Raw genomic sequence first — 23,782 nt, 5'->3', positions numbered from 1 at the left:
GACCGGGGTTGAGCAAGCTCTCCAAGGCGCCGAAGGCGTCAAAGGATCCTGAGGGGCGGATGGCCCTCGCCGACCACCTGCGGGAACTGCGCAACCGCGTGGTCAAGTCGGTCATCGCGATCGTGCTGATCACCATCGTGGCGGCGATCTACCACAAGCAGATCGAGAACTTCCTGCTGAAGCCGCTGCCGCAGTGCACCCGGGAGACGGCCGGCCAGTTCCACGGGAAGTGCGCTCAGGTCTCGACCATCGGTCTGACCTCCGGTTTCACCTGGATGCTCCAGGTGGCGCTGACGGCCGGTGTGGTCGGCGCGGTGCCGGTCTGGCTGTGGCAGGTGTGGGCCTTCGTGGCGCCCGGTCTGCACCGGCACGAGAAGAAGTACACGATCATCTTCATGGCGTGCGGGGCGCCGCTGTTCCTGGCAGGTGTGGGCTGCGCCATCCTGACGCTGCCGACCACGGTCCAGGTGCTGATCTCGTTCACCCCGGACACGACCACGCCGATCCTGCCGCCCAATGACTACTTCGACATCGCCACCCGCATGGTGCTGGTCTTCGGCGTGGCCTTCGAGTTCCCGCTGCTGCTGGTCATGATGAACATGGTCGGCATGGTCACCGGCAAGCGGCTGCTCGGCTGGTGGCGCGGGATGGTCATGGGCATCACGGTGTTCGCGGCCTTCGCCACGCCGAGCGCCGACCCGCTGAGCATGCTCGCGCTGGCCGCGCCGATCTGGGCGCTGTACTTCGTCGCGGTGGGCATCGCGCTGCTCAACGACAAGCGCAGGCGGCGCAACAACCCGGACGCCGACCTGGACGACGAGGAGGCCTCGCACGTGGACCTCTCGGTCGAGTCGGTCGCCGGGGCGCAGGCCGTCGAGGCCTCGGCCGCGCCGGTGGCGAGCGCTCCGGTGTCGGCCGGCCGCCGGGAACAGATGGACGACATCACCTGAGGTCCCTGATCACCCGGCCCCGGCCCGTCGCACCGCGTGCGGCGGGCCGGGGCTTTTGCGCGGTCCGGCTCGGCCGGTGGTCCTTGGTCTTGGCAGGGTTGATGGAATGTGACATATTACTGGCGTGCTCAAGACCCACAGACCTCCCCTGGACGTCGTCGTGGTCGGTGCCGGAGTCGTCGGCGCCGCCTGCGCCTACTACGCGGCCCGCGCCGGGCTCGCCGTCGCCGTCGTCGACCGCGGGCCGGTGGCCGGCGGCACCACCGGCGCCGGCGAGGGCAACCTGCTGGTCTCCGACAAGGAGCCCGGACCCGAGCTCGACCTCGCGCTGCTCAGCACCCGGCTGTGGCGCGAACTCGCCGAGGAGTTCGGCGCGGCCATGGAGTACGAGCCCAAGGGCGGTCTGGTCGTCGCCCCGACCCCGGCCGGGCAGGACGCCCTGCGTGCCTTCGCCGCCCGGCAGGCCGCCGCCGGGGTCACCGCAGAGGAGGTGCCGGCCGAGCGGCTGCGGGAGCTGGAGCCGCACCTCTCGCCCCGCATGGCCGGCGGCTTCCGCTACCCGCAGGACGCCCAGGTGCAGCCCGCCCTCGCCGCCGCCCACCTGCTGCGTGCGGCCCGGCGACTGGGCGCGGAGCTGATCACCGGCGAGACCGTCCGGGCCGTCCGGCGGGGGGCGGACGGCGGGGTCCTCGGCGTCGGGACCGACCGGCGGCAACTCGACGCGCCCGCCGTCGTCAACGCCGCCGGGACGTGGGGCGGGGAGCTGGCCGCGCTGGCCGGGGTGCACCTGCCGGTCCTGCCCCGGCGCGGGTTCGTCCTCGTCACCGAGCCGCTGCCGCGGATCGTGCGCCACAAGGTCTACGCCGCCGACTACGTCGCGAACGTGGCCAGCGGCTCGGCCGGGCTGGAGACCTCGGGCGTGGTGGAGGGGACGCCCGGCGGGCCGGTACTGATCGGCGCCAGCCGGGAGCGGGTCGGCTTCGACCGCACGCTCTCCCACGAGGTGCTGCACCGGCTCGCGGCGCAGGCCGCCGAGCTGTTCCCGGTGCTCGCCGACGTCGCCGTGATGCGCGCCTACCGGGGCTTCCGCCCGTACCTGCCGGACCACCTGCCGGCCGTCGGCGCCGACCCGCGCGTGCCCGGGCTGTACCACGCGTGCGGGCACGAGGGCGCCGGCATCGGGCTCGCGCCGGCCACCGGGCTGCTGATCGCCGAGCAACTGACCGGCAAGCAGCCGGAGTTGGACCTCACGCCGTTCCGGGCGGACCGCTTCCCGGCCGCCTGAAGCCGGGTTTCGTCGAACTGGTTTCGCCGGACTGGTTTCGTTGGACTGGATTCGTTGGATTGGAGAGGCCGCCGATGCGCCGCCGCACACCCGCCGAACTGGTCGGGGCCGAGCCCGGCCCGGCCCACCACATCGAGTTCGACGGACGGCCCGTGCCCGCGCTGCCCGGGCAGTCGATCGCCGCCGCGCTCTGGGCCGACGGCGTGCTCGCCTGGCGTACCACCCGGGCCGGCGGGCGGCCGCGCGGAGCGTTCTGCGGGATCGGCGCCTGCTTCGACTGCCTCGCCACCGTCGACGGACGTCCCAACCAGCGCACCTGCCTGCTCCCCGCCGAGCCCGGCACCACCGTCACCACCCAGGAGGGCCACGGCCGTGCCGACCTCGCCGTCTGAGCTTTTGAAAGCGTCGCAGCCGTTCCGGTACGACCTCGCGGTGATCGGGGCCGGCCCGGCCGGGCTCGCTGCCGCCGTCACCGCCGCCGACCTCGGGCTGCGCTGCGCCCTGCTCGACGCGGGCCGGCAGACCGGCGGCCAGTACTACCGCCACCCGGCGCCCGGCCTCGGGGCCGCCCGCCCAGAGCGGCTGCACCACGGCTGGTCCGTCTACACCGGCCTCGCCGACCGGCTCGCCGCGCACGAGCGGGCCGGACGGGTGGGTTTCCTCGGCGGCCACCAGGTGTGGGCGCTGGAGCGCACCGGCGACGGGCTCGCCGCGCACGTCACCCTCGGGCCGGACGCCGGCCACCGGACCACCGTGCCGGCCGCCGCCGTGCTGCTCGCCACCGGCGCGTACGAGCGGCAACTGCCGTTCCCCGGCTGGACCCTGCCCGGGGTCGTCACCGCGGGCGGCGCCCAGGCGATGCTCAAGGCCGGGCTGGTGCTGCCCGGCCGGCGGATCGTGGTGGCCGGCAGCGGGCCGCTGCTGCTCGCGGCGGCGTCCTCACTGGTCACCGCCGGGGCCGAGGTGCCCGCGGTGGTCGAGGCCACCGACTACCTCGGCTACGCGCGGCGCCCCGGCGTGCTGGCCGCCGTCCCCGCCAAGCTCGTGGAGGGCGCCGGGCACGGCGGCGCGCTGCTGCGCCACCGGGTGCGGCTGCGCCCGCGCAGCGCCGTCGTCGAGGCGCACGGCGCCGATCGGGTCACCGCCGTCACGGTGGCCCGGCTGGACGCCGACTGGCGGCCGGTGCCCGGCACCGGCCGCCGGATCGCCTGCGACGCGCTCGCGGTGGGCCACGGCCTGCTGCCGCAGATCGAGCTCGCGACCGAGCTGGGCGCGGCCACCAGGACCGGCCCGGACGGCGCGGTCGCGCTGCAAGTGGACGCCCGGCTGCGCACCAGCGTCCCGGGCCTGTGGTCCGCGGGGGAGACCAACGGCGTGGGCGGCGCGGACCTCGCGATCGCGGAGGGCGCGCTGGCCGCGCACGCGATCGCCGGCCGCGCCCCGGAGCCCGCGCTGCTGCGCCGCCGGGCCCGGCTGCGGGCCTTCGCCGAGCTGATGGCCGCGGCCCACCGGCCCGGTCCCGGCTGGACCGGCTGGCTGCGCCCGGACACCGACGTGTGCCGGTGCGAGGAGGTGCCGGTGGCGGCGATCCGGGAGGCGGTGGACGAGCTGGGCGCCGGGGACCCGCGGACCGTCAAGCTGCTGACCCGGGCGGGGATGGGGTGGTGCCAGGGCCGGATGTGCGGTCCGGCGGTGGCCTGCCTGTCCGGGGGCGGTCCGGGTTCGGGGGAGCCCGGGCCCGACCGGCGGCCGTTCGCCTGCCCGGTGCCGCTGTCGCAGCTGGCGGCCGGCGACTGAGCCGCGCCCGGACCGAACACGGGGGCCGGGGACTCTTGTCTCCGGCCTGTTCCCTCTAATAAAATGTCACACCTCACCAAGGAGTCATCACCGTGTCCCACACCCCGCACGACACCACCCGCCCCTGGCGCGGCATCATGGTCGCCACCGCGATCCCGCTGCGCCGGGACCTCTCCGTCGACTACGACGCCTACGCCGAGCACGTGCGCTGGCTGATCGACAACGGCTGCGACGGCGTCGTCCCCAACGGCTCGCTGGGCGAGTACCAGACGCTCACCGCCGAGGAGCGCGCCCGCGTCGTCGAGGTGGCCGTCGAGGCGGCCGGCGACGGCTCCCGCGTCATGCCCGGCGTCGCCGCGTACGGCAGCGCCGAGTCCCGCCGCTGGGCCGAGCAGGCCGCCGAGGCGGGCGCCGGCTCCGTCCTGCTGCTGCCGCCGAACGCGTACCGCGCCGACCACGCCGCCGTCCGCGCGCACTACGCCGAGGTGGCCAGGGCCGGCGTGCCGGTCGTCGCCTACAACAACCCCATCGACACCAAGGTCGACCTCGTCCCCGCGCTGCTCGCCGAGCTGTACGCGGAGGGCTCGATCGTCGCGGTCAAGGAGTTCAGCGGTGACGTCCGCCGGGCGTACGAGATCGCCGAACTCGCCCCCGGGCTCGACCTGTTGATCGGCGCGGACGACGTGCTGCTGGAGCTCGCGCTGGCGGGTGCGGTCGGCTGGATCGCCGGCTACCCGAACGCGCTGCCGGAGGCCTGCGCGGCGCTCTACAACGCCGCCGTCGCGCACGACCTGGAGACCGCGCTGCCGCTCTACAAGGCGCTGCACCCGCTGCTGCGCTGGGACTCGAAGACCGAGTTCGTCCAGGCCATCAAGCTGTCCATGGACATCGCCGGGCGCCCCGGCGGGCCCGTCCGGCCGCCGCGGCAGCCGCTGGGGGCCGAGGCCGAGGCGGCCGTCCGCGCGGCCACCGAGAAGGCGCTGGCCGAGGGGCTTTCGTAGGTGGTCCCGAGGCCCCTGCGGCTTCGAGCAGTTGTCCAGGCCGGCTGACGGGGCAGCCGGCCCACATCCTCCGAGGGGAGTTGCGACTCATGCGCAGCCGTCACGTGTTCCACGCCGTCGACTCGCACACCGAGGGCATGCCGACCCGGGTCGTCACCGGCGGGTTCGGCGTCATCCCCGGCGCCACCATGGCCGAGCGCCGGGTGCACTTCCAGCAGCACCTGGACCACTTCCGCACCCTGCTGATGTACGAGCCGCGCGGCCACGCCTCGATGAGCGGCGCCATCCTGCAGCCGCCGACCCGGCCGGACGCCGACTACGGGGTGCTCTTCATCGAGGTCTCCGGGCTGCTGCCGATGTGCGGGCACGGCACGATCGGCGTCGCCACGGTGCTGGTCGAGACCGGGATGGTGCCGGTCGTCGAGCCGGTGACCACCGTGCGGCTGGACACGCCGGCCGGGCTCGTGGTCGCGGAGGTGCGGGTCGAGGACGGCGCCGCCAAGGCGGTGACGATCCGCAACGTGGCCTCGTACTCGGTCGCACTCGACCGCAAGATCGAGGTGCCCGGGTACGGCACCGTCGGCTACGACCTCGCCTACGGCGGCAACTTCTACGCGATCCTGCCGCTCGCCGAGTTCGGGCTGCCGTTCGAGCGCGAGCGCAAGCAGGAGATCCTCACCGCCGGGCTGGCCCTGATGGACGCCATCAACACGGGCCCCGACCGGCCGGTGCACCCGGAGAACCCGTCCTTCCACAGCTGCCACCACGTGCAGCTGCTCGCCCCCGGCTCGACCGCCGAGCACTCGCGGCACGCGATGGCCATCCACCCGGGCTGGTTCGACCGCTCGCCGTGCGGCACCGGCACCTCGGCGCGGATGGCGCAGCTGCACGCGCGCGGCGAGCTGCCGATCGGGCGGGACTTCCGCAACGACTCCTTCATCGGGACGACCTTCGTCGGGCGCCTGGTCGAGGAGACCGAGGTGGCCGGGCGGCCCGCCGTCGTGCCGACCGTCACCGGGCGGGCCTGGGTGACCGGCACCGCCCAGTACTTCCTCGACCCGAGCGACCCGTTCCCGGCGGGCTTCTTGTTGTAAAGGGTGCCCTGCTGTGACACAGGCTGCTCCGATGTTCCGTTCGAAGGGCTGATTTGCCGTGACCATCACCTCGTACAACCCCGCCGACCCCGCGGACCTCGTCGTCGCCGTCGAGGAACCCGGCGCCGAGGCCGTCCGGGTCGCCGTCGCGCGGGCCCGCGACGCCCAGGCCGGGTGGCTCGCCGCCGGCGCGGGCGCCCGGTCGGCGGCGCTCGGCCGGATCGCCGACGCGGTCGAGGCGCACGCGGAGGAACTGGCCGCGCTGGTCGTGCGCGAGGTCGGCAAGCCGCTCGCCGAGGCGCGCGGCGAGGTCGCCAGGACGGCGGCGATCTGGCGGTACTACGCGCAGGCGCCGTACGCGCCGTCCGGGGCCGTGCACGAGACCGCGGGCGGGCCGGGGCTGCTGCTCACCCGGCGCCGGCCGCACGGGGTGGCCGGGCTGATCGCGCCGTGGAACTTCCCGCTGGCGATCCCGAGCTGGAAGGCGGCGCCGGCCCTGGCGGTCGGCAACACCGCGGTGCTCAAGCCGGCGCCCGAGGCGACGGCGTGCGCGCTGCGGCTGTCCGAGCTGGTGGCGCTCGCCGGCCTGCCGGCGGACGTGTTCACGGTGCTGCCGGGCGGCGCCGAGGAGGGCGCGGCGCTGGTCGACGCGGCGGACGTGGTCTCGTTCACCGGCTCGACGGGGGTCGGCCGGGCCGTCGTGCGGGCCGCCACCGAGCGCGGTGTGCCGGTGCAGGCCGAACTCGGCGGGCTGAACGCCGCGCTGGTGCTGCCGGACGCCGACATCGCGCAGGCCGCCGGGCACATCGCCGCCGCCGTCGCCGGGTACGCCGGGCAGAAGTGCACCGCCACCAGCCGGGTGATCGCGGTCGGCGCGGCGTACGAGCCGCTGCGGGACGCGCTGGTCAAGGCGCTGGAGTCGACGGACGACGCGGTCTGCGGGCCCGTCATCAACGCCGCCGCCCGGGACCGGCTGACGCGGGCCGTCGACTCGGCCGTCGCCGCCGGGGCCACGGTGCTCACCGGCGGGCGGGTGCCCCCGCGGGCGGGCTGGTACGTCGAGCCGACGCTGCTCGCCGGGGTGCCGGCCGAACACCCGCTGGCGCGCGAGGAGTTCTTCGGCCCGGTCGCCGTGCTGCACGTCGCGGCCGACCTGGACGCAGCGATCGCGCTCGCCAACGACACCCCGCACAGCCTGTCCACCTCGGTGCACAGCCGCGGCCTGGACGTCGCCCTGGCCGCCGCCGACCGGCTGGACGCGGGCATGATCCGGATCAACGCGCCGTCCAGCGGCGTCGACTTCCACCTGCCGTTCGGCGGCGCCAAGGGTGCGAGCCACGGGGAGCGTGAGCAGGGGCAGGCGGCGCTGGACTTCTACACCGTCGGCCGGACGGTGAGCGTGCTTCCGGCCGGGGGTGTGTGATGTACGTCCGCACCGTCGACTACCACACGGCCGGCGAGCCGTTCCGGATCGTGCTGGACGGCGTCCCGGTGATCCCCGGGGACAGCGTCGCCGAGCGGCGGGCGATCGCGATCGGCGCGGGCGCCGGCGCCACCGCGCCCCGGCCGGGCCCACTGGACGACGTCCGGCGGCTGCTCAGCCGGGAGCCGCGCGGGCACGCCGGGATGTACGGCGGGTTCCTGGTGCCGCCGGACGACGACGAGGCGCACCTGGGCGTCCTGTTCTGGCACAAGGACGGCTACTCGACGGCCTGCGGGCACGGCACCATCGCGCTCGGCGCGTGGGCGGTGGACTCCGGGCTGGTCGCGGCCCCCGCGGACGGCGTGGCGCGGGTGCGGATCGACGTGCCGTCGGGGCGGGTCACGGCGCTCGTGCACCGGGCCGGCGGGCGGACCGCCGGGGTGACGTTCCGCAACGTGCCGTCGCGGGTGAGCGCGCTGAAGCTGCCGGTGGCGACCTCGCGCGGCACGGTGGAGGTCGCGGTGGCGCACTCCGGGGCCTGCTACGTCTCCGTGCCGGCGGCAGCGCTGGGGCTGGCGGTGGATGCTTCCCTGCTGCCCGAACTCACCGCCGTGGGACGGGAGATCAGGCGGGCGCTGGAGGGGGCGGAGGCGGTGGCGCATCCGTCGGACCCGCGGCTCTCGGGCGTGTACGGGGTCGTCCTGTACGACGAACTCCCGTGGGACGGCGATGGGTTGAGCCAGCGGAACGTCACCGTCTTCGCGGACGGGCAGATCGACCGCTCGCCGTGCGGCTCCGGGACCTCCGCCCGGCTGGCGGTGCTCGCGGCCGAGGGGCGGCTCGCGCCGGGGGAGGAGCTGCGGCACGAGTCGATCATCGGGACGGTGTTCCACGGGCGGGTGCTGCCGGGTGTCGTGGACGGTGGGGTCGTCACGGAGGTGACGGGGACGGCGCACCGGACCGGCGAGCACGGATTCGTGCTGGAAGAGGGGGACGGGCTTGGGGCAGGGTTCCTCTTGTGAATCCTTCCGTGCCGAATCCTTCCTCTTCCGAGCCGATACCGTCCGCGCCGGACTCCCCTGTACCGCCCGGCGCGGCGGCTGAGCCGCTCCAGTACGCCGTGCCGGGTGCGGGTGGGGTCGGGGCCGTGCGGGCCGCCGACGCGATCGAGCGGATGCTGCTCGGCGGGCTCGACCCCGAGACCGCGCCCGCCCGCTCGGCGGTGCCCGTCCCGGCGGGTGAGCTGCTGCTGATGCCGGCCGCCGCCGGGCCGTACGCGGGCGTCAAGATCGCCGGCGTCGCGCCCGCCAACCCCGGCCGCGGACTGCCCCGGATCACCGGCAGCTACCTGCTGCTCGACGGGCCCACCCTCCAGCCCGTCGCGCTGCTCGACGGCGCCGCCCTCACCGCGCTGCGCACGCCCGCCGTCACCGCCGTCGCCCTGCGCCGGCTCGCCCCGCCGGATGCCGCGCACCTGGTGCTGTTCGGCGCCGGGCCGCAGGCGTACGGGCACCTCGACGCGCTGCTCGCGATCCGGCCGCTGAGCCGGCTCACCGTGGTGGCGCGCAGCGCCGGGCCGGCGCAGGAGCTGGCCGCGTACGGGCGGGGGCTCGGGCTGGCGGCCTCGGTCGGCGGGCCGGAGGCCGTCGCGTCGGCGGACGTGGTGGTCTGCTGCACCACCGCGCGCACGCCGCTGTTCGACGGCGCCCTGGTGCCCGCGCACGCCGTCGTCGCGGCGGTCGGCTCGCACGAGCCGGACGCGCGGGAGGTGGACGCGGTACTGGTCGGGCGGGCCGAACTCTACGCCGAGGCGCGGGCGGTGGCGGCGCGCGAGGCCGGGGACCTGATCATGGCGGGGGTCGGCGGGCGCCAGGTGTGGAACCTGGCCGAGCTGGTGCGCGGTGACGTCCACGTGCCGGCGGACCGGCCGCGCTTCTTCAAGAGCGTCGGCATGGCCTGGGAGGACCTGGCCGTGGCGGCGGAGGTGTACGCGGGCGGACGCTGACGGCGGTGTGACGGATCGTGTGCCGTCGGCCGTTGTCACGGCCGACGGCCGCTGCCACCATGAGCTGCGGTTCGAATCGTGGACCGATGCGCACGCACCGTAACGTGACATTGTACGCTGGTGTTCTGCACCCACCCGGAGGAACACCATGGCCGAGCTCAAATCCCGCACCCTGATCTCCGTGCAGGAGCGGCTCCGCGACCAGGTCGCCCACGCGCTCCGGGCCGCCCTGATCTCCGGCGAGCTGCGCCCCGGCGTCGTCTACTCCGCGCCCGCGCTCGCCGCCGACTTCGGCGTCTCCGCCACTCCGGTGCGTGAGGCCATGCTCGACCTCGCGCGTGAGGGGCTGGTGGAGGCCGTCCGCAACAAGGGCTTCCGGGTCACCGAACTCACCGAGCGGGATCTCGACGACTACACGGAGATCCGTGCCCTGATCGAGGTCCCGACGGTCGGGCGGGTGACACGGACGGCGACGAAGGAGCAACTGGAGCGGCTGAGGCCGCAGGCCGGGGCGATCGTGGCCGCGGCGCGCAAGCACGACCTCATCGGGTACCTGGAGGCGGACCGGCAGTTCCACCTCGACCTGCTGGGCCTCGCGGGCAACGCGCGGCTCGTCGATGTGGTGGGGGATCTGCGGAAGCGGTCGCGGCTGTACGGGCTCAACCGGCTCGACGAGCGTGGCGAGCTGGTGTCGTCGGCGGAGGAGCACCTGGAGCTGCTGGACCTGATGCTCTCCGGCGACGCGGAGGCGGCGGAGGCCTGCATGACGCGCCACCTCAGCCACGTGCGGTCGCTGTGGGCCAACGGGCAGGAGGAGCCGGGGGAGCCGCGCCCGGGGCTGCGGCTGCGGGCTCGGTAGGGGGTAAACCACTCGTCCGGGTGGAAGGCGAGGATCGGGCGCCACCACGTGCCCGCGGCCTACCATGATGCTCTCGACATCGGCAGTCAGGAGGAACTCCATGTCCGCCGCACTGGAAGAACCCTTCGAGCGGATGACGCTGCTCGAAACCGCAGAGCTGATCTCCAGGCAGCTCGTGGGGCACCGGGTCGAGATCCTCGGAGGTCAGATCACAGTGACACCGCCCCCGGACGGCCAGCACGGTGACTCTCTCACCAGCCTCAGCGTCCCGTTCATCATGGCGGGACTTCACGGCAAGACGACCCGGGTGATTCAGGGGATCGGCCTGTGGTTGCCCGATGGTCCATCGGACTATGCCATTCCGGACATGTCGATCGTTGATGCCGACTATGCCGGTCATCTGATCGACCACAACTGCTACGACCCGGCGGTCTTCAGGCTCGTGATCGAGGTGACGTCGTCCAACTACCTGACAGATCTGAAGGTCAAACCGGCGCTGTATGCCGACGCGCGAGTGCCCGCCTACCTCATCGTCGACCGTAAGAACATGAAGGTCATGGTGCTCACCGACCCGCGTGACGGGGAATACAGGGTGCACGCCGTCCACCACCCAGGGCAGTCGTTCGCCCTACCGGAATCGGTCGGGGCGACCGCGACGATCTCGGTGGACGACGTGCTCATCACCAAGGAGTAGTTCAGGCGACTGCCGGTGTGCTGAGCCGGCCGTCGTGGACTTCGGAGATGTGGTCGACGGCGGTCAGGTGGGTGCGGTCGTGGGTGACCAGGACGGTGGCCGTCGCGCGCTGGTGGGTGAGGGTGGTGATCAGGTCGAGGACGGCCGCACCCCGCTCGTGGTCCAGGGCGCTGGTGGGTTCGTCGATTAGGAGCACCTTGGGGTCGTTCATCAACGCCCGTGCGATGTTGACGCGTTGGCGCTGACCGCCGGAGAGCTGGTGCGGGCGGCGGTGGGCCTGGTCGCGCAGGCCGACGGCGTCGAGGAGTTCGAGGGCGCGGGGGAGGGCGGCACGCGGGGAGCGGCCGTCGAGGTGGGCCATCACCTGGAGCTGTTCGGCGGCCGTCAGGGACGGCAGCAGGTTGGCCTGCTGGAAGACGATGCCGATGCGGGTGCGGCGCAGTGCGGTGAGCTCGGCGCGGCCGAGGGCGGTGGTGTCGGTGCCGTCCACCACGACCCGGCCGGAGTCCGGGGTGATCAGGGTGGCGGCGACCGCCAGCAGGCTGGACTTGCCGGAGCCGGACGGGCCGACCACGGCCGTGATGGTGCCCTCGGGGACGGTCAGCGAGACGTCGTCGAGGGCGGTGAGCCGCCCGTCGCCGTCGGGGTAGGTCAGGGTGATGCGGTCGAGGTGGAGACTCATCGGGCGCTCCCGAGGGCGGTCAGCGGGTCGACGGAGGTGATCCGGCGGATGGACAGGGCCGCGCCGACCGCGCCGAGGGCGATCATGACGACGGCGGGCAGGAGCAGGGTCGGGGCGTCCAGGACGAACGGGACGGCGGAGCCGATCAGTGAGCCGGCGCCGAGGGCGATCGCGGTGCCGGCCGCCGTACCGAGCACCAGGAGCAGGACGGCCTGGCCGAGCGCGTCGCGCAGCAGGTAGCGGGTCGAGGCGCCGAGGGCCTTGAGCACCGCGATGTCGCCGCTGCGCTGGATCGTCCAGACCGTGAAGAACGCGCCGATGACCAGGGCGGAGATGGCGAACAGGAAGCCGCGCATCAGCTGGAGCGAGCCGTTCTCGGAGGTGTAGGAGCCGATCGCGGCGAGCGCGTCGTCGCGGGTGCGGGTCACGGTGCCGTGGCGGGCGTCGGCCGCGCCGAGGTCGGCGCCGGAGGCGGTGGTGAGGGCGATGACGGTGGCATGGCCGGCGCCGCCGGGGGCGAACTGCTGCCAGTCGGCGAGGCTGGTCCAGATGACCGGGGTGTGGCTGTACGCGGCGTCGCCCTCGACGGCGGCGACCTGGAGGGGGTGGCCGCCCATGGTGAACGTGGCGCCCGGGGTGAGGTCGCCGAGGTTCTTGGCGGCGGTCTTCGACAGCACCGCCCGGCCGGGGCCGATCTCGCCGCCGAGCGGGGCCAGCCCGGAGCCGTCCGGGACGCCGAACGCGGACAGGGCGGCGGTGCGCTGCCCGGCGGCGGCCTTGGTGGTGGTGATGCCGAGCGGCTGGGCGGAGGTGACGCCGGGCTCGTGCGACCAGGCCTGCCACAGATCGGGGGTGACCTGGGAGTCGGTGAAGGAGAGCTCCTGGCCCTCGGCGGGCCTGGAGAAGACCAGGTGGTCGGCGGGCAGGCCGGTGATCGCCGAGATGTTCTGCCGGCCGAGTCCGGCGGTGAGCCCGGACAGCATGCCGACGAGCACGGTGATCAGCACGATGACGGTCCCCATCAGGGCGAACCGCCCCTTGGCGAACCCCAGATCCCTCCAGGCGACGAACACGACGGGCCTTTCTGCGAAGAACGACTGTTGCGCATACACAGTCGCGGGGAACGGGGCCTTCGGGCATCGCACCGGGGATTGCATCCTCGGCATCGAAGGGCAGAAGCGGAGTTCAACCTTTTGATTGATGCCGACGCAGCGGCGCGGAACTTAGGCTGGATGGATGGCGACCGAACGTTCCCGCACCACCCCCGTCGCCCGCGTCCTCCAGGTCTGCCTGCACCTGCTCGTGGCGGGCCTGCTCGTCCTCGCCGTCGCCCGGTCCTTCGCCGGCCGCGACGGCGACCCGGCGTCCGTGACCGCCGGCGCCACCGCGATGGGCGCCGTGTACGCGGCCGGGCCAAGGCTCGCCGCCGTCCGCCGGTCGCGCCGGGCGGCCGCGCTGTGGCTCGCGCTGCTCGGCGTCACCTGGGCGGGCCTGCTCGTCGCCACGCAGGACGGGGTGTGGCTGGCGTTCCCGTTGTACTTCCTGGAGCTGCACCTGCTCGGGCGCCGCGGCGGGGTGGCCGCCGTCGGGCTCACCGCCGCCTCTGCGATCGCCGCGTGGTCCTGGCACCAGCACGCCTTCAGCGTGGCCGCGTCGATCGGGCCCGCGCTCGGCGCGGCCGTCGCCACCGCGACCGTCCTCGGCTACCAGGCGCTGTACCGGGAGAGCGAGGAGCGCCGCCGGCTGATCGACGAGCTCACCGCCGCCCGCGCCGACCTCGCCGCCGCCCACCACACCGCCGGGGTGATGGCCGAGCGGGAGCGCCTCGCCCGGGAGATCCACGACACCCTCGCCCAGAGCCTCAGCAGCATCCAGCTGCTGCTCCGGGCGGCCCAGCGGGCCCTGCCGGAGCGCACGGACGCCGCCGCCGACCACATCGAGCAGGCCCGGCAGGCCGCCCAGGACAACCTCGACGAGGCCCGGCGCTTCGTCCGCGCGCTGACCCCGCCCGCGCTGGACGGCGACCCGCTGCCCGTCGCGCTGGAGCGGCTGTGCGCCACGACGACGGCGCACAGTGGCCTGCCCGTCCACCTGCACGTCTCCGGCGAACCGGTGCGGCTGCCGGTGCCGCAGGAGGTCGCGCTGCTGCGGATCGCGCAGTCGGCGCTCGGAAACACCGTTCGGCACGCGCGCGCCTCGCACGCCGAGGTGACGCTCAGCTACATGGAGGGCGAGGTGGCACTGGACGTGTTCGACGACGGGGCCGGGTTCGATCCGGTGGCGGTCTCGGGACGCCCGGGCCGCGACGACGGCGGGTTCGGGCTGCCGTCGATGCGGGCGCGGGCCCGGGCGCTCGGCGGGACGTTCACGGTGGAGTCGGCGCCCGGCGAGGGCACGGCGCTCGCGGTGCTGCTGCCGGTGCTCCCGGTGACGGAGGTGGGCGCGTGATCCGGCTGCTGCTGGCGGACGACCACCCGGTGGTGCGGGCCGGGCTGCGGGCCGTCCTGGAGGGCGAACCGGACTTCACGATCGTCGCGGAGGCGGCGACGGCCGAGCGGGCGGTCGAACTGGCCGCCGGGGGCGACGTGGACGTCGTGCTGATGGACCTCCAGTTCGGGCCCGGCTCGACGATGAACGGCGCCCAGGCGACGGCCGCGATCACCGCCCGTGCGGGGGCGCCGCGGGTGCTCGTCGTGACGACGTACGACACGGACGCGGACACCCTGCCGGCCCTGGAGGCGGGTGCCACCGGATACCTGCTCAAGGACGCCCCGCCGGAGGATCTCGCACAGGCGGTACGGTCCGCGGCCGCGGGACGGACGGCGCTCGCGCCGACCGTCGCGGACCGGCTGCTGGAGCGGATGCGGACGCCCGCGGCGGCGCTCAGCGCGCGGGAGACCGAGGTGCTGGGGCTGGTCGCGGACGGGCTGACCAACCAGCAGGTGAGCCAGCGGCTGCACCTGAGCCAGGCGACGGTGAAGTCGCATCTGGTGCACATCTACACGAAGCTGGGCGTCGACTCGCGGACGGCGGCGGTGCGGGAGGCGCGGGGGCGGGGGCTGATCCGGCGGGCGTAGGGTGGGACGGGTTCGAACCGTTCTCCGCGGTGGAGGAACCCGCTGATGGCCCGTCTTCTCGATGAACTCGCCGTTCCCGTGATCGCCGCGCCGATGGCGGGCGGGGCGTCCACGCCGGAGCTGGTGGCGGCGGTGAACCGGGCCGGCGGGCTGGGGTTCCTGGCCGCGGGGTACCGGACGGCCGCCGCGATGGCCGAACAGATCGACTCCGTGCGGAAGTTGACGGACCGGGCGTTCGGCGTGAACCTCTTCGTCCCGGCCGCGCCCGGCGATCCGGCCGCGGTCGCGGCCTACCGGGAGCGGCTGCGGCCGGAGGCCGAGCGGTGGGACGTCCGCCTGCCCGAGGAGATCGGGCCGGACCGGGACGACTGGGAGGCCAAGCGCGACGCGCTGCTCGCCGGTCCGGTCGACGTCGTCTCGTACACCTTCGGGCTCCCCACCGCGGAGGAGGCCGCGGCCGTCCGCGCGGCCGGTTCATTCCAGGTGGGCACCGTCACCACGCCCGAGGAGGCGCGGGCGGCGGAAGCGGTCGGGATGGACGCGCTGTGCGTGCAGGGCCCGGAGGCCGGCGGGCACCGGGGCACCCACCGCGTCGGGGACGAGCCGGGGGAGCTTCCGCTGCTCGAACTGCTGGGCGCCGTACGGGCGGTGACGTCCCTGCCGCTGATCGCGGCCGGCGGACTCGGTGACGGCCCGTCGATCGCGGCGGCCCTGCGGGCCGGGGCGGTGGCGGTGCAGCTGGGGACGGGGCTGCTTCGCGCGGACGAGTCCGGCGCGTCAAAGGCCCACCGGGCCGCGCTCACCGAACTGCCGGAGACCGTCGTCACCCGCGCCTTCACCGGCCGCCCGGCCCGTGGCCTGCGCAACGCCTTCATCGACCGCTACGGCCCCTACGCCCCGCCCGCCTACCCCGAGGTGCACCACCTGACCAGCCCCCTGCGCGCCGCCGCCACCCGCCGAGCCGACACCCGGGCCATGCACCTCTGGGCGGGCACGGCCCACCGGCTGACACGGTCGGGCCCGGCGGAGCGGATCGTCGCGGACCTTTGGCGGTCCGCGCGGAGGGAGTGAGGGAAGCTCAGCCGAGCAGGTCGGCCATCCACGACTCGACGGCCTCGGCCGTCCGCGGGAGCCCGTCGGACATCAGGTGGGCGCCGTCCCGGGTGATGACGAGGTCGTCCTCGATGCGGATGCCGAGGCCGCGGAGTTCCAGGGGGAGGGTTTCGTCGTCGGGTTGGAGGTAGAGGCCGGGTTCGACGGTGAGGACCATGCCCTCCTCCAGGGTGCCGTCGAGGTAGCGGTCGGCGCGGGCCTTGGCGCAGTCGTGGTAGTCGAGGCCGAGCATGTGGCCGCTGCCGCAGAGGGTGTAGCGGCGGTACAGGCCGTTGTCCTCGTCGAGGGCCTGTTCGGCGGGGATGCGCAGGACGCCCCAGTCGGCGAGGCCTTCGGCGATGACCCTCATGGCCGCCCGGTGGAAGTCGCGGAAGCGGGCGCCGGGGCGCAGGGCGGCGATGCCGGCGGTCTGGGCGGCGAGGACGAGGTCGTAGGCCTGCCGCTGGACGGGGGTGAAGGTGCCGCTCAGCGGCAGGGTGCGGGTGATGTCGGCGGAGTAGAGGGTGTCGGTCTCGACGCCGGCGTCGAGGAGGAGCAGCGAGCCGGGGTCGAGGGCGCCGTCGTTGCGGATCCAGTGCAGGACGCAGGCATGGGCGCCGGAGGCGGCGATGGTGGTGTAGCCGGTGCCGTTGCCCTCGGCGCGGGCGCGGAGGTCGAAGACGCCTTCGATCCAGCGTTCGCCGCGCGGGTGGCGCAGGGCGGCGGGCAGGGCGCGGACGACGTCCTCGAAGCCCAGGACGGTGTGGTCGACGGCGAGTTGGAGCTGCTCGACCTCCCAGGTGTCCTTGACCAGGCGCAACTCCGATAGGACGGCCGCCAGTTCGCCGTCCAGGAGGGGATCCCGGCCGGACAGGGCCGCGTCGATGAACGGGTCGGTGCCCGCCAGGACGCGGGTGGGCGGCTGCGGGCCGGTGAGCAACTTGCCGAGGTCGTCGAGGTGTTCGGTGCGCAGGCCGGTGAGCGCGGCGGCCTCGGCGAGGTCGGGGCGGCGGCCGACCCAGAACTCGCCGTAGCGGCGGTCGCGGTAGAACTCGGCGCCGTCGCGGGGCGAGCGGGGGCGCAGGTACAGCACCGGTTCGTGGCCGTCGGGGCCGGCCGGTTCGAGGACGAGGACGTGGTCGGCCTGGTCCTCGCCGGTGAGGCCGGTGAGCCAGGCGTAGGCGCTGTGCGGGCGGAAGCGGTGGTCGAGGTCGTTGCAGCGGACCTTGAGCCGCCCGGCGGGGACGATCAGCCGCTCGCCGGGGAACGCGGCCGAGAGCCGGGCGCGTCGGCCAGGGAGGCGGTCGAAGCCGGGCACGCGCCGGTCGGCGGGCAGCGGCGTGGGAGCCCACCGCGTGGCCATGAAGGCGTCGAGTGCGGGGGAGACGGGGAGGTCGTGGCTCCCGGTGTCGAGGTCGGCTTGACGGAGGATCACCGGTGAACTCCTCGGTGCGGTACGGGCGGTAGGGCGCCGGACACAGCTCGGTAACGGGCGGCGCAGCCTCTTGTGAAGTGCAATTTCACATTACTATGTTACGGGTCACATGGCGGAGCGGCCAGACCAGGCCCCCACAGCGGAGTTGGCAACATGACCAGGCGCACCCACGCCGCGCTCGCGGCAGCCCTCGCGGCGACCCTCACCCTCGGCCTCGGGGCCTGCAAGAACGACAAGAGCGACAGCGGCGGAGACGGCCAGGCCGCGAGCACCAGGGCCCCCGGCGCCGCCTCCGGATCGATCGTCGGCGGCACCCCGGTCAAGGGCGGCACCCTGACCGTGCTGTCGAACCAGGACTTCGCCCACCTCGATCCGGCCCGCAACTGGACCATGCCGAACATGGACTTCGGCATCCGGCTGCTCTACCGCACCCTGGTCACCTTCAAGGCGGAGCCGGGCGCCGCCGGCAGCGAGATCGTTCCCGACCTCGCCACCGACCTCGGCCGCTCCTCGGACGGCGGGAAGACCTGGAGCTTCACCCTCAAGGACGGCGTCAAGTACGAGGACGGCACGCCGATCAAGTCCGCCGACATCAAGTACAACGTCGAGCGCTCCTTCGCCCCGGACCTCACCGGCGGCCCCGACTACGCGCAGCAGTACCTGGCCGGCGGCGAGAACTACAAGGGCCCGCTGGGCGGCGAGCACCTGGCGAGCATCGAGACCCCGGACGACAGGACCGTCGTCTTCCACCTCAAGCGCCCGGTGGCCGAGTTCTCCTACACCGCGACCCTGCCGACCTTCGCGCCCGTGCCGCAGTCCCAGGACAAGGGCACGCAGTACGACCTGCGCCCGTTCTCGTCCGGCCCGTACAAGATCGAGACGTACGACCGCGGCAAGCAGCTCACGCTCGTCCGCAACACCGGCTGGGACCCGTCCACCGACCCGGTCCGCAAGGCCTACCCGGACAAGATCGTGGTCGTCCAGGGGCTGAAGGGCGGGCAGGTCGACGACCGGATCATCGCGAGCGAGGGTGCGGACGCCTCGGCGATCGAGTGGATGAACCTGCGACCGGAGTCGGTCGCGAAGGTGCTGCCCAAGCCGGACGTGAAGTCCCGTTTGATCGCCGAGCAGCAGGGCTGCACCGACATGCTCTACCCCAACACCTCCAAGGCGCCGTTCGACGACCCGAAGGTGCGCGAGGCACTGATGTACGCGGTGGACCGGGACGCCCAGGTCACCGCGAACGGCGGCCCGGCGATGGGCGACGTGGCCACCTCCTACCTGCCGCCCGCGATGACCGGCGGCACCAAGCAGGACACCATGAAGATCGCCCCGACCGGCGACCCGGAGAAGGCCGGGCAACTGCTCAAGGAGGCGGGCAGGACCGACCTCAAGGTCTCGCTGACCGTCTCCTCCGGTGACAAGACCCGGGCCGAGGCGCTCCAGCAGTCGCTGGCCAAGGCCGGCATCCAGGTCACCATCACCACCGCCGACCCGTCCGTGTACTACGACACCATCGGCGACACCAAGAACGCGCCCGACCTCGCCATCCTCGGCTGGTGCCCGGACTACCCGTCGGGCGCCACCTTCCTGCCCATGGTCTTCGACGGGCGCACCATCAAGGAGAAGGGCAACCAGGGCAACGTCGAACAGTTCCGCGACCAGGCCACCTCCGACCGGATCGACCGGATCAACGCGATGACCGACGTCGCCGAGGCCAACAAGGCGTGGCTCCAGCTCAACGACGACCTGATGAAGAAGGCACCGACCGTGCCGATGCTCTGGCAGCGCCGCCCGCTGCTGGCCGGCACCAACGTGGCCGGCGCCTTCGGCCACCCGGTGTGGACCGGTCAGTGGGACTTCGCCACGATCGGCCTCAAGGACCCCTCCAAGAGCCAGGGCTGAGGGACCGGCCGATGAGTACCACCACTGAGCCCGCCGCCGCGCAGGTCGCGGCGGCGGGCCCCGCGAAGGCCACCGGGCGCGGGCCCTGGCGGCTGGTCTGGGACCAGCTGTGGGCCCGGGGCTCGGCCCGGTTCGGCCTGATCACGGTCGCCCTCCTGGTCCTGCTCGCCGCGCTGGCCGACCCGTTGAGCGCGCTCGGCGGCTGGTCCCCCGACGAGTTCGACAAGCGCGCGATCGACCCGTACCTCGGTGGCCAGCCGATCGGAGACTTCGGCGGGATCGGCACCCGGCACTGGCTGGGCGTCGAACCGTCGACCGGGCGCGACCTGTTCGCCCGGGTCCTGCACGGCGGCCAGGTCTCACTGCTGATCGCCTTCACCGCCACGGCCGTGGTCGTGGCCACCGGCACCCTGGCCGGGATCGCCGCCGGCTACTTCGGCGGCCGGACCGACTCCGTGCTCTCCCGGCTGATGGACCTCACCATGTCCTTCCCGTCCCTGATCTTCATGATCGCGATGATGTCGGTGGCCAAGGACGTCAACCGGATCCTGCTGATCACCCTGGTCATCGGCCTGTTCTCCTGGCCCGGCATCGCCCGGGTGGTCCGCGGCCAGACCCTCTCGCTCAAGCACCGCGAGTACGTCGAGGCCGCCAAGGTCGGCGGCGCCCGCTCCTGGCGGATCCTCACCCGCGAGATCCTGCCCAACGTCTCCGGCCCGGTCATCGCCTACACGACGCTGCTCGTCCCCGGCATGATCGCGACCGAGGCCGCGCTCAGCTACCTCGGTGTCGGCGTGCGCCCGCCGACCCCTTCCTGGGGCCAGATGATCGCCGAGAGCATCAACTTCTACGAGACCGACCCGACGTACTTCCTGATCCCGACGGCCTTCCTGTTCCTCGCCGTGCTCGCCTTCACGTTGCTCGGTGACGCGCTGCGCGACATCCTCGACCCCAAGGGGGGCCGGTCGTGATCCTCTACTTCGGCCGGCGGCTGCTCGGCGCGCTCGGCATCCTGTTGGCCATCTGCGCGATCACCTTCACCATCTTCTACCTGTTGCCCTCCGACCCGGCCGTCGCGGCCTGCGGCAAGACCTGCAGCCCCGAGCGGATCGCCGAGGTCAAGGCGGCGATGGGCCTGGACAGACCGGTCTGGGAGCAGTTCGCCACGTACGTCACCGGCATCTTCGCGGGCCGCGACTACGGCAGCGGGCCCAGCGCCGTGCACTGCGGCTTCCCGTGCCTCGGCTACTCGTACGAGTACTCGCTGCCGGTCTGGGACCTGCTCACCGACCGGCTGCCGGTCTCCGTCTCGGTGGCGCTCGGCGCGGCCGTGCTCTGGCTGGCCCTCGGCCTCGGCGCGGGCGTCACCTCGGCGCTGCGCAAGGGCTCGGTCGTCGACCGCACGCTGATGGTGTTCTCGGTCGGCGCCGCGTCCCTGCCGGTCTACTTCACCTCGATCATGCTGATCTGGGGCATCGTCAGGACCGCCGGACTGCTGCCCTACCCGGCCTACCACGAGCTCACTGACAGCCCCGTCGAGTGGGCCTCCAACCTGGTCCTGCCCTGGATCGCCCTCGCTCTGCTGTACGCGGCCATGTACGCCCGGCAGAGCCGCACCTCGATGATCGAGGCGATGGCCGAGCCGTACATCCGCACCGCCCGCGCCAAGGGCCTGCCGGCCGCCACCGTCGCCGTCAAGCACGGGCTGCGCTCCGGCATGACACCGATCCTCACCATCTTCGGGATGGACCTCGGCGGGCTGCTGGCCGGCGCCGTCATCACCGAGTCGATCTTCGGGCTGCCGGGTGTGGGACGGCTCTTCTACGACGCGCTGGTCCGGTCCGACCAGCCCGTCATCCTCGGCGTCACCCTGCTCGCGGCCTCCTTCATCGTCGTCGCGAACCTGCTGGTCGACCTGCTCTACGCGTTCGTCGACCCGAGAGTGAGGTACTGATGTCCCCCTTGCTGGAGGTGGACGACCTCCGGGTCTCCTTCGACACCCCGCGCGGCACCGTACGGGCGGTGGACGGCATCTCCTTCGTCGTCGGGGCCGGGCGCACGCTCGGCCTGGTCGGCGAGTCCGGCAGCGGCAAGTCCGTCACCTCGCTCGCCGTCATGGGCCTGCACCGCGGCGCCGCCGTCACCGGCTCGATCCGGCTGGACGGGCGGGAGCTGAACGGGCTCGGCGAACGGGAGCTGGGAGCGGTCCGGGGCCGCCGGATCGCGATGATCTTCCAGGACCCGCTGTCCAGCCTGCACCCCTTCTACACCGTCGGCGAGCAGATCGCCGAGCACTACCGGGTGCACTTCAGGGCGGGCCGCCGGGCCGGCCGGCAGCGCGCCGTCGAGATGCTCGCCGAGGTCGGCATCCCCGAACCGGCCCGCCGCGTCGACGAGTACCCGCACCAGTTCTCCGGGGGCATGCGCCAGCGCGTCATGATCGCCATGGCGCTCGCCTGCGAACCCGACCTGCTGATCGCCGACGAGCCCACCACCGCCCTCGACGTCACCGTCCAGGCCCAGATCCTCGACCTGATCGCCCGGATCCAGCAGGAGCGCGGCCTCGGCGTCGTCATGATCACCCACGACCTCGGCGTCGTCGCCCGGGTCGCCCACGAGGTGCTCGTCATGTACGGCGGCCGGGCCGCCGAACAGGCCCCGGTGGACGGGCTGTTCGGCGCCCCCGCGCACCCGTACACCCGCGGCCTGCTCGACTCGCTGCCCCGCCTCGACGACACCGTCGACGCCCCGCTGCGCGCCATCCCCGGCAGCCCGCCGTCGCTGATCGCCCCCGCCCCCGGCTGCTCCTTCGCGCCGCGCTGCGCCCGCACCACCGCCGCGACCGCCGAGGAGCACGCCCGCTGCCTGGCCGAGCGCCCCGAACTCGGCCCGCTCGGCCCCGGCCACCAGGCCGCCTGCCATCTGCCACTGGTGCCGGAAAGGGTCGTGTGATGGGGGAAACCTTGCTCTCCGTACGGGACTTGGTGAAGACGTTCCCCGGGCGGCGCGGGCGCACCGGCCGCCCCGGCGCGCCGATCCGGGCTGTCGACGGGGTCTCCTTCGACGTCGGCCGGGGCGAGACCCTGGGCCTGGTCGGCGAGTCCGGCTGCGGCAAGTCCACCACCGGGCGGATGATCGTCCGGCTGCTCGACCCGACCTCGGGCACCGTCACCTTCGACGGCGCCGAGATCGGCGGCCTCTCCCAGGCCCAACTGCGGCCGCACCGGCGGCACTTGCAGATGGTCTTCCAGGACCCGTACTCCTCGCTCAACCCCCGGCAGACGGTGGCCCGGATCATCTCCGAGCCGCTGCTCGTCCAGGGGGCGGCCGCGGGGGAGGCGCGGAAGCGGGCTGGCGAGCTGATGGAGCTGGTCGGGCTGATCCCCGAGCACCTCGACCGCTACCCGCACGAGTTCTCCGGCGGCCAGGCGCAGCGCATCGGCATCGCCCGCTCGCTGGCCACCTCGCCGAAGCTGGTGATCGCCGACGAGCCGGTGTCCGCGCTCGACGTGTCGATCCAGGCGCAGGTCGTCAACCTGATGGAGGAGCTGCAGCGCGAGCTGGGCCTCGCCTACGTGTTCATCGCGCACGACCTCTCGGTGGTCAAGCGGGTCTGCGACCGGGTCGCGGTGATGTACCTGGGCCGGATCGTCGAGATCGGCGACAAGGCCGAGGTGTACGGCAACCCCGCGCACCCGTACACGAAGGCGCTGCTGTCGGCCGTGCCGCTGCCCGACCCGGCGGCGGAGCGGGCGCGCGAGCGGATCGTGCTGCTGGGGGATCCGCCGAGCCCGGCGAACCCGCCGTCCGGCTGCACGTTCCACCCGCGCTGCCCGAAGGCGCAGGAGGTGTGCCGCACGGAGCGGCCGCTGCTGAGGATCGCCGGTCCGGGCGGCCGGGAGGCGGCCTGCCACTTCCCGGAGGCGTGACACCCAGACCCCCGGTCGGACGCGGTGGGGAACCTCACGAGGGCCGCGTCCGGCCGGGTTCCACGCTATCCGGCGGGAGCGGTTCAGGCCGGTGGTGGCAGCCGGCGCGGGCCGGGCCCCGTCGTCGGGGGACCGGGGTTTCGCCGCGCGTCAGCGGGTGGCGTACTCCACGGCCACGGTGGCCACCACGAGCACGCCGTACACCGTCGCGAGCGTGGTCCGGCCGGTGGCGTACAGGGCCGGCACGCCGGCGCCGAGGACCACCAGCTTGAGGGCGATCTCGGCGGCGAGCGGCAGCCGGTACTGCGGCCCGCCCGCGGCCAGGAACAGGCCCCAGACGGTCGCCGCCAGAGCGGGCGAGCCGATCCCGAGGAGCAGCCTGGTGGCCAGGTCGGAGCCGGCCTTGAAGCCCCAGTAGCAGAGCGCCGCGAGCAGCCCGAGCTCCAGCCCGAAGGCGATCCCCCCGTTGACCGCGGTCAGCGGGGTCCACTGGCGCTGCCCGACCGGGCCCGGTCTCTCGATCTTCATCCGTGAGCTCTCCCCGTCCCGTTCCG

23 protein-coding genes are annotated in these 23,782 nt (G+C 73.7%); 19 read left to right on the top strand and 4 right to left on the bottom strand.

Annotation, left to right across the window (positions count from 1 at the left end):
* Positions 1–59 precede the first annotated feature (59 nt).
* The 11 genes from tatC (at position 60) to ACWCXH_RS20205 (ending at position 11,108) form a co-directional block, all read left to right on the top strand.
* On the top strand, positions 60–950 hold the full coding sequence (gene tatC, locus ACWCXH_RS20255) for a twin-arginine translocase subunit TatC (protein ID WP_449802859.1): 891 nt from the start codon (positions 60–62) through the stop codon (positions 948–950).
* A gap of 124 nt (positions 951–1,074) precedes the next feature.
* Positions 1,075–2,235: an NAD(P)/FAD-dependent oxidoreductase gene (locus ACWCXH_RS20250; RefSeq protein ID WP_449802801.1), complete on the top strand. Its 1,161-nt coding sequence runs from the start codon at positions 1,075–1,077 to the stop codon at positions 2,233–2,235.
* A gap of 74 nt (positions 2,236–2,309) precedes the next feature.
* The gene (locus tag ACWCXH_RS20245) at positions 2,310–2,627 is read left to right on the top strand and encodes a (2Fe-2S)-binding protein (protein WP_363656065.1); all 318 of its coding nucleotides are present in this window, start codon (positions 2,310–2,312) and stop codon (positions 2,625–2,627) included.
* Positions 2,608–4,032: an FAD/NAD(P)-dependent oxidoreductase gene (locus ACWCXH_RS20240; protein ID WP_449802800.1), complete on the top strand. Its 1,425-nt coding sequence runs from the start codon at positions 2,608–2,610 to the stop codon at positions 4,030–4,032. Before ACWCXH_RS20245 ends, ACWCXH_RS20240 begins: the two co-directional genes overlap by 20 nt.
* 137 nt (positions 4,033–4,169) lie before the next feature.
* The gene (locus tag ACWCXH_RS20235; RefSeq protein ID WP_449802858.1) at positions 4,170–5,033 is read left to right on the top strand and encodes a dihydrodipicolinate synthase family protein; all 864 of its coding nucleotides are present in this window, start codon (positions 4,170–4,172) and stop codon (positions 5,031–5,033) included.
* Positions 5,034–5,122: 89 nt separating this feature from the next.
* Positions 5,123–6,127: a proline racemase family protein gene (locus ACWCXH_RS20230; RefSeq protein ID WP_449802799.1), complete on the top strand. Its 1,005-nt coding sequence runs from the start codon at positions 5,123–5,125 to the stop codon at positions 6,125–6,127.
* 58 nt (positions 6,128–6,185) lie between these two features.
* A complete protein-coding gene (locus ACWCXH_RS20225; protein WP_449802798.1) occupies positions 6,186–7,550 on the top strand; it encodes an aldehyde dehydrogenase family protein in 1,365 nt (454 codons plus the stop codon).
* The gene (locus ACWCXH_RS20220; RefSeq protein ID WP_449802797.1) at positions 7,550–8,572 is read left to right on the top strand and encodes a proline racemase family protein; all 1,023 of its coding nucleotides are present in this window, start codon (positions 7,550–7,552) and stop codon (positions 8,570–8,572) included. Before ACWCXH_RS20225 ends, ACWCXH_RS20220 begins: the two co-directional genes overlap by 1 nt.
* A gap of 125 nt (positions 8,573–8,697) precedes the next feature.
* Entirely contained in the window at positions 8,698–9,555 is an 858-nt protein-coding gene (locus ACWCXH_RS20215) for an ornithine cyclodeaminase family protein (protein WP_449802796.1), read from the top strand.
* A gap of 148 nt (positions 9,556–9,703) precedes the next feature.
* On the top strand, positions 9,704–10,414 hold the full coding sequence (locus ACWCXH_RS20210; protein ID WP_449802795.1) for a GntR family transcriptional regulator: 711 nt from the start codon (positions 9,704–9,706) through the stop codon (positions 10,412–10,414).
* Between the two features lie 100 nt (positions 10,415–10,514).
* Positions 10,515–11,108 (top strand): Uma2 family endonuclease, encoded by a 594-nt coding sequence (locus ACWCXH_RS20205; RefSeq protein WP_449802794.1) that lies wholly within the window; start codon positions 10,515–10,517, stop codon positions 11,106–11,108.
* A gap of 1 nt (position 11,109) precedes the next feature.
* Here ACWCXH_RS20205 and ACWCXH_RS20200 read toward each other — a convergent pair whose 3' ends face one another.
* Positions 11,110–11,790 (bottom strand): ABC transporter ATP-binding protein, encoded by a 681-nt coding sequence (locus ACWCXH_RS20200; RefSeq protein WP_449802793.1) that lies wholly within the window; start codon positions 11,788–11,790, stop codon positions 11,110–11,112.
* Entirely contained in the window at positions 11,787–12,863 is a 1,077-nt protein-coding gene (locus ACWCXH_RS20195; RefSeq protein WP_449802792.1) for an ABC transporter permease, read from the bottom strand. Before ACWCXH_RS20195 ends, ACWCXH_RS20200 begins: the two co-directional genes overlap by 4 nt.
* Positions 12,864–13,026: 163 nt before the next feature.
* Between ACWCXH_RS20195 and ACWCXH_RS20190 the strand changes: the two genes are divergently transcribed.
* From ACWCXH_RS20190 to ACWCXH_RS20180, 3 genes are read left to right on the top strand one after another with little or no spacing between them, the layout of a single operon-like run.
* Entirely contained in the window at positions 13,027–14,238 is a 1,212-nt protein-coding gene (locus tag ACWCXH_RS20190; RefSeq protein WP_449802791.1) for a sensor histidine kinase, read from the top strand.
* Positions 14,235–14,867, top strand: a complete 633-nt coding sequence (locus tag ACWCXH_RS20185; protein WP_449802790.1) for a response regulator — start codon at positions 14,235–14,237, stop codon at positions 14,865–14,867. Before ACWCXH_RS20190 ends, ACWCXH_RS20185 begins: the two co-directional genes overlap by 4 nt.
* 45 nt (positions 14,868–14,912) lie before the next feature.
* Positions 14,913–15,938 carry a nitronate monooxygenase gene (locus ACWCXH_RS20180; protein ID WP_449802789.1) on the top strand — a complete coding sequence of 342 codons (1,026 nt, stop codon included), beginning with the start codon at positions 14,913–14,915 and terminating at the stop codon, positions 15,936–15,938.
* A gap of 7 nt (positions 15,939–15,945) precedes the next feature.
* On the opposite strand, the gene ACWCXH_RS20175 is transcribed toward ACWCXH_RS20180, so the two are convergent.
* Positions 15,946–17,394, bottom strand: a complete 1,449-nt coding sequence (locus ACWCXH_RS20175; RefSeq protein ID WP_449802788.1) for an aminopeptidase P family protein — start codon at positions 17,392–17,394, stop codon at positions 15,946–15,948.
* A gap of 153 nt (positions 17,395–17,547) precedes the next feature.
* Here ACWCXH_RS20175 and ACWCXH_RS20170 point away from each other — a divergent pair, with 153 nt between their 5' ends.
* The 5 genes from ACWCXH_RS20170 to ACWCXH_RS20150 are packed head-to-tail and all read left to right on the top strand — an operon-like array spanning position 17,548 to position 23,228.
* Positions 17,548–19,299 (top strand): ABC transporter substrate-binding protein, encoded by a 1,752-nt coding sequence (locus ACWCXH_RS20170; protein ID WP_449802787.1) that lies wholly within the window; start codon positions 17,548–17,550, stop codon positions 19,297–19,299.
* 11 nt (positions 19,300–19,310) lie between these two features.
* On the top strand, positions 19,311–20,270 hold the full coding sequence (locus ACWCXH_RS20165) for an ABC transporter permease (RefSeq protein ID WP_449802786.1): 960 nt from the start codon (positions 19,311–19,313) through the stop codon (positions 20,268–20,270).
* Positions 20,267–21,253: an ABC transporter permease gene (locus ACWCXH_RS20160; protein WP_449802785.1), complete on the top strand. Its 987-nt coding sequence runs from the start codon at positions 20,267–20,269 to the stop codon at positions 21,251–21,253. Before ACWCXH_RS20165 ends, ACWCXH_RS20160 begins: the two co-directional genes overlap by 4 nt.
* Positions 21,253–22,251 carry an ABC transporter ATP-binding protein gene (locus ACWCXH_RS20155; protein ID WP_449802784.1) on the top strand — a complete coding sequence of 333 codons (999 nt, stop codon included), beginning with the start codon at positions 21,253–21,255 and terminating at the stop codon, positions 22,249–22,251. The genes ACWCXH_RS20160 and ACWCXH_RS20155 overlap by 1 nt, the downstream gene beginning before the upstream one ends.
* Positions 22,251–23,228 carry an ABC transporter ATP-binding protein gene (locus ACWCXH_RS20150; protein WP_449802783.1) on the top strand — a complete coding sequence of 326 codons (978 nt, stop codon included), beginning with the start codon at positions 22,251–22,253 and terminating at the stop codon, positions 23,226–23,228. The genes ACWCXH_RS20155 and ACWCXH_RS20150 overlap by 1 nt, the downstream gene beginning before the upstream one ends.
* A 150-nt stretch (positions 23,229–23,378) precedes the next feature.
* Here the strand turns inward: ACWCXH_RS20150 and ACWCXH_RS20145 are convergent, their stop codons facing one another.
* Positions 23,379–23,756 carry a YrdB family protein gene (locus ACWCXH_RS20145; protein WP_449802782.1) on the bottom strand — a complete coding sequence of 126 codons (378 nt, stop codon included), beginning with the start codon at positions 23,754–23,756 and terminating at the stop codon, positions 23,379–23,381.
* Positions 23,757–23,782 lie beyond the last annotated feature (26 nt).

It is taken from the genome of Kitasatospora sp. NPDC001660 (genome assembly GCF_053596725.1).
The sequence above is the reverse complement of the archived record's forward strand: the minus strand, read 5'-3'. Positions and strand labels throughout refer to the sequence as shown.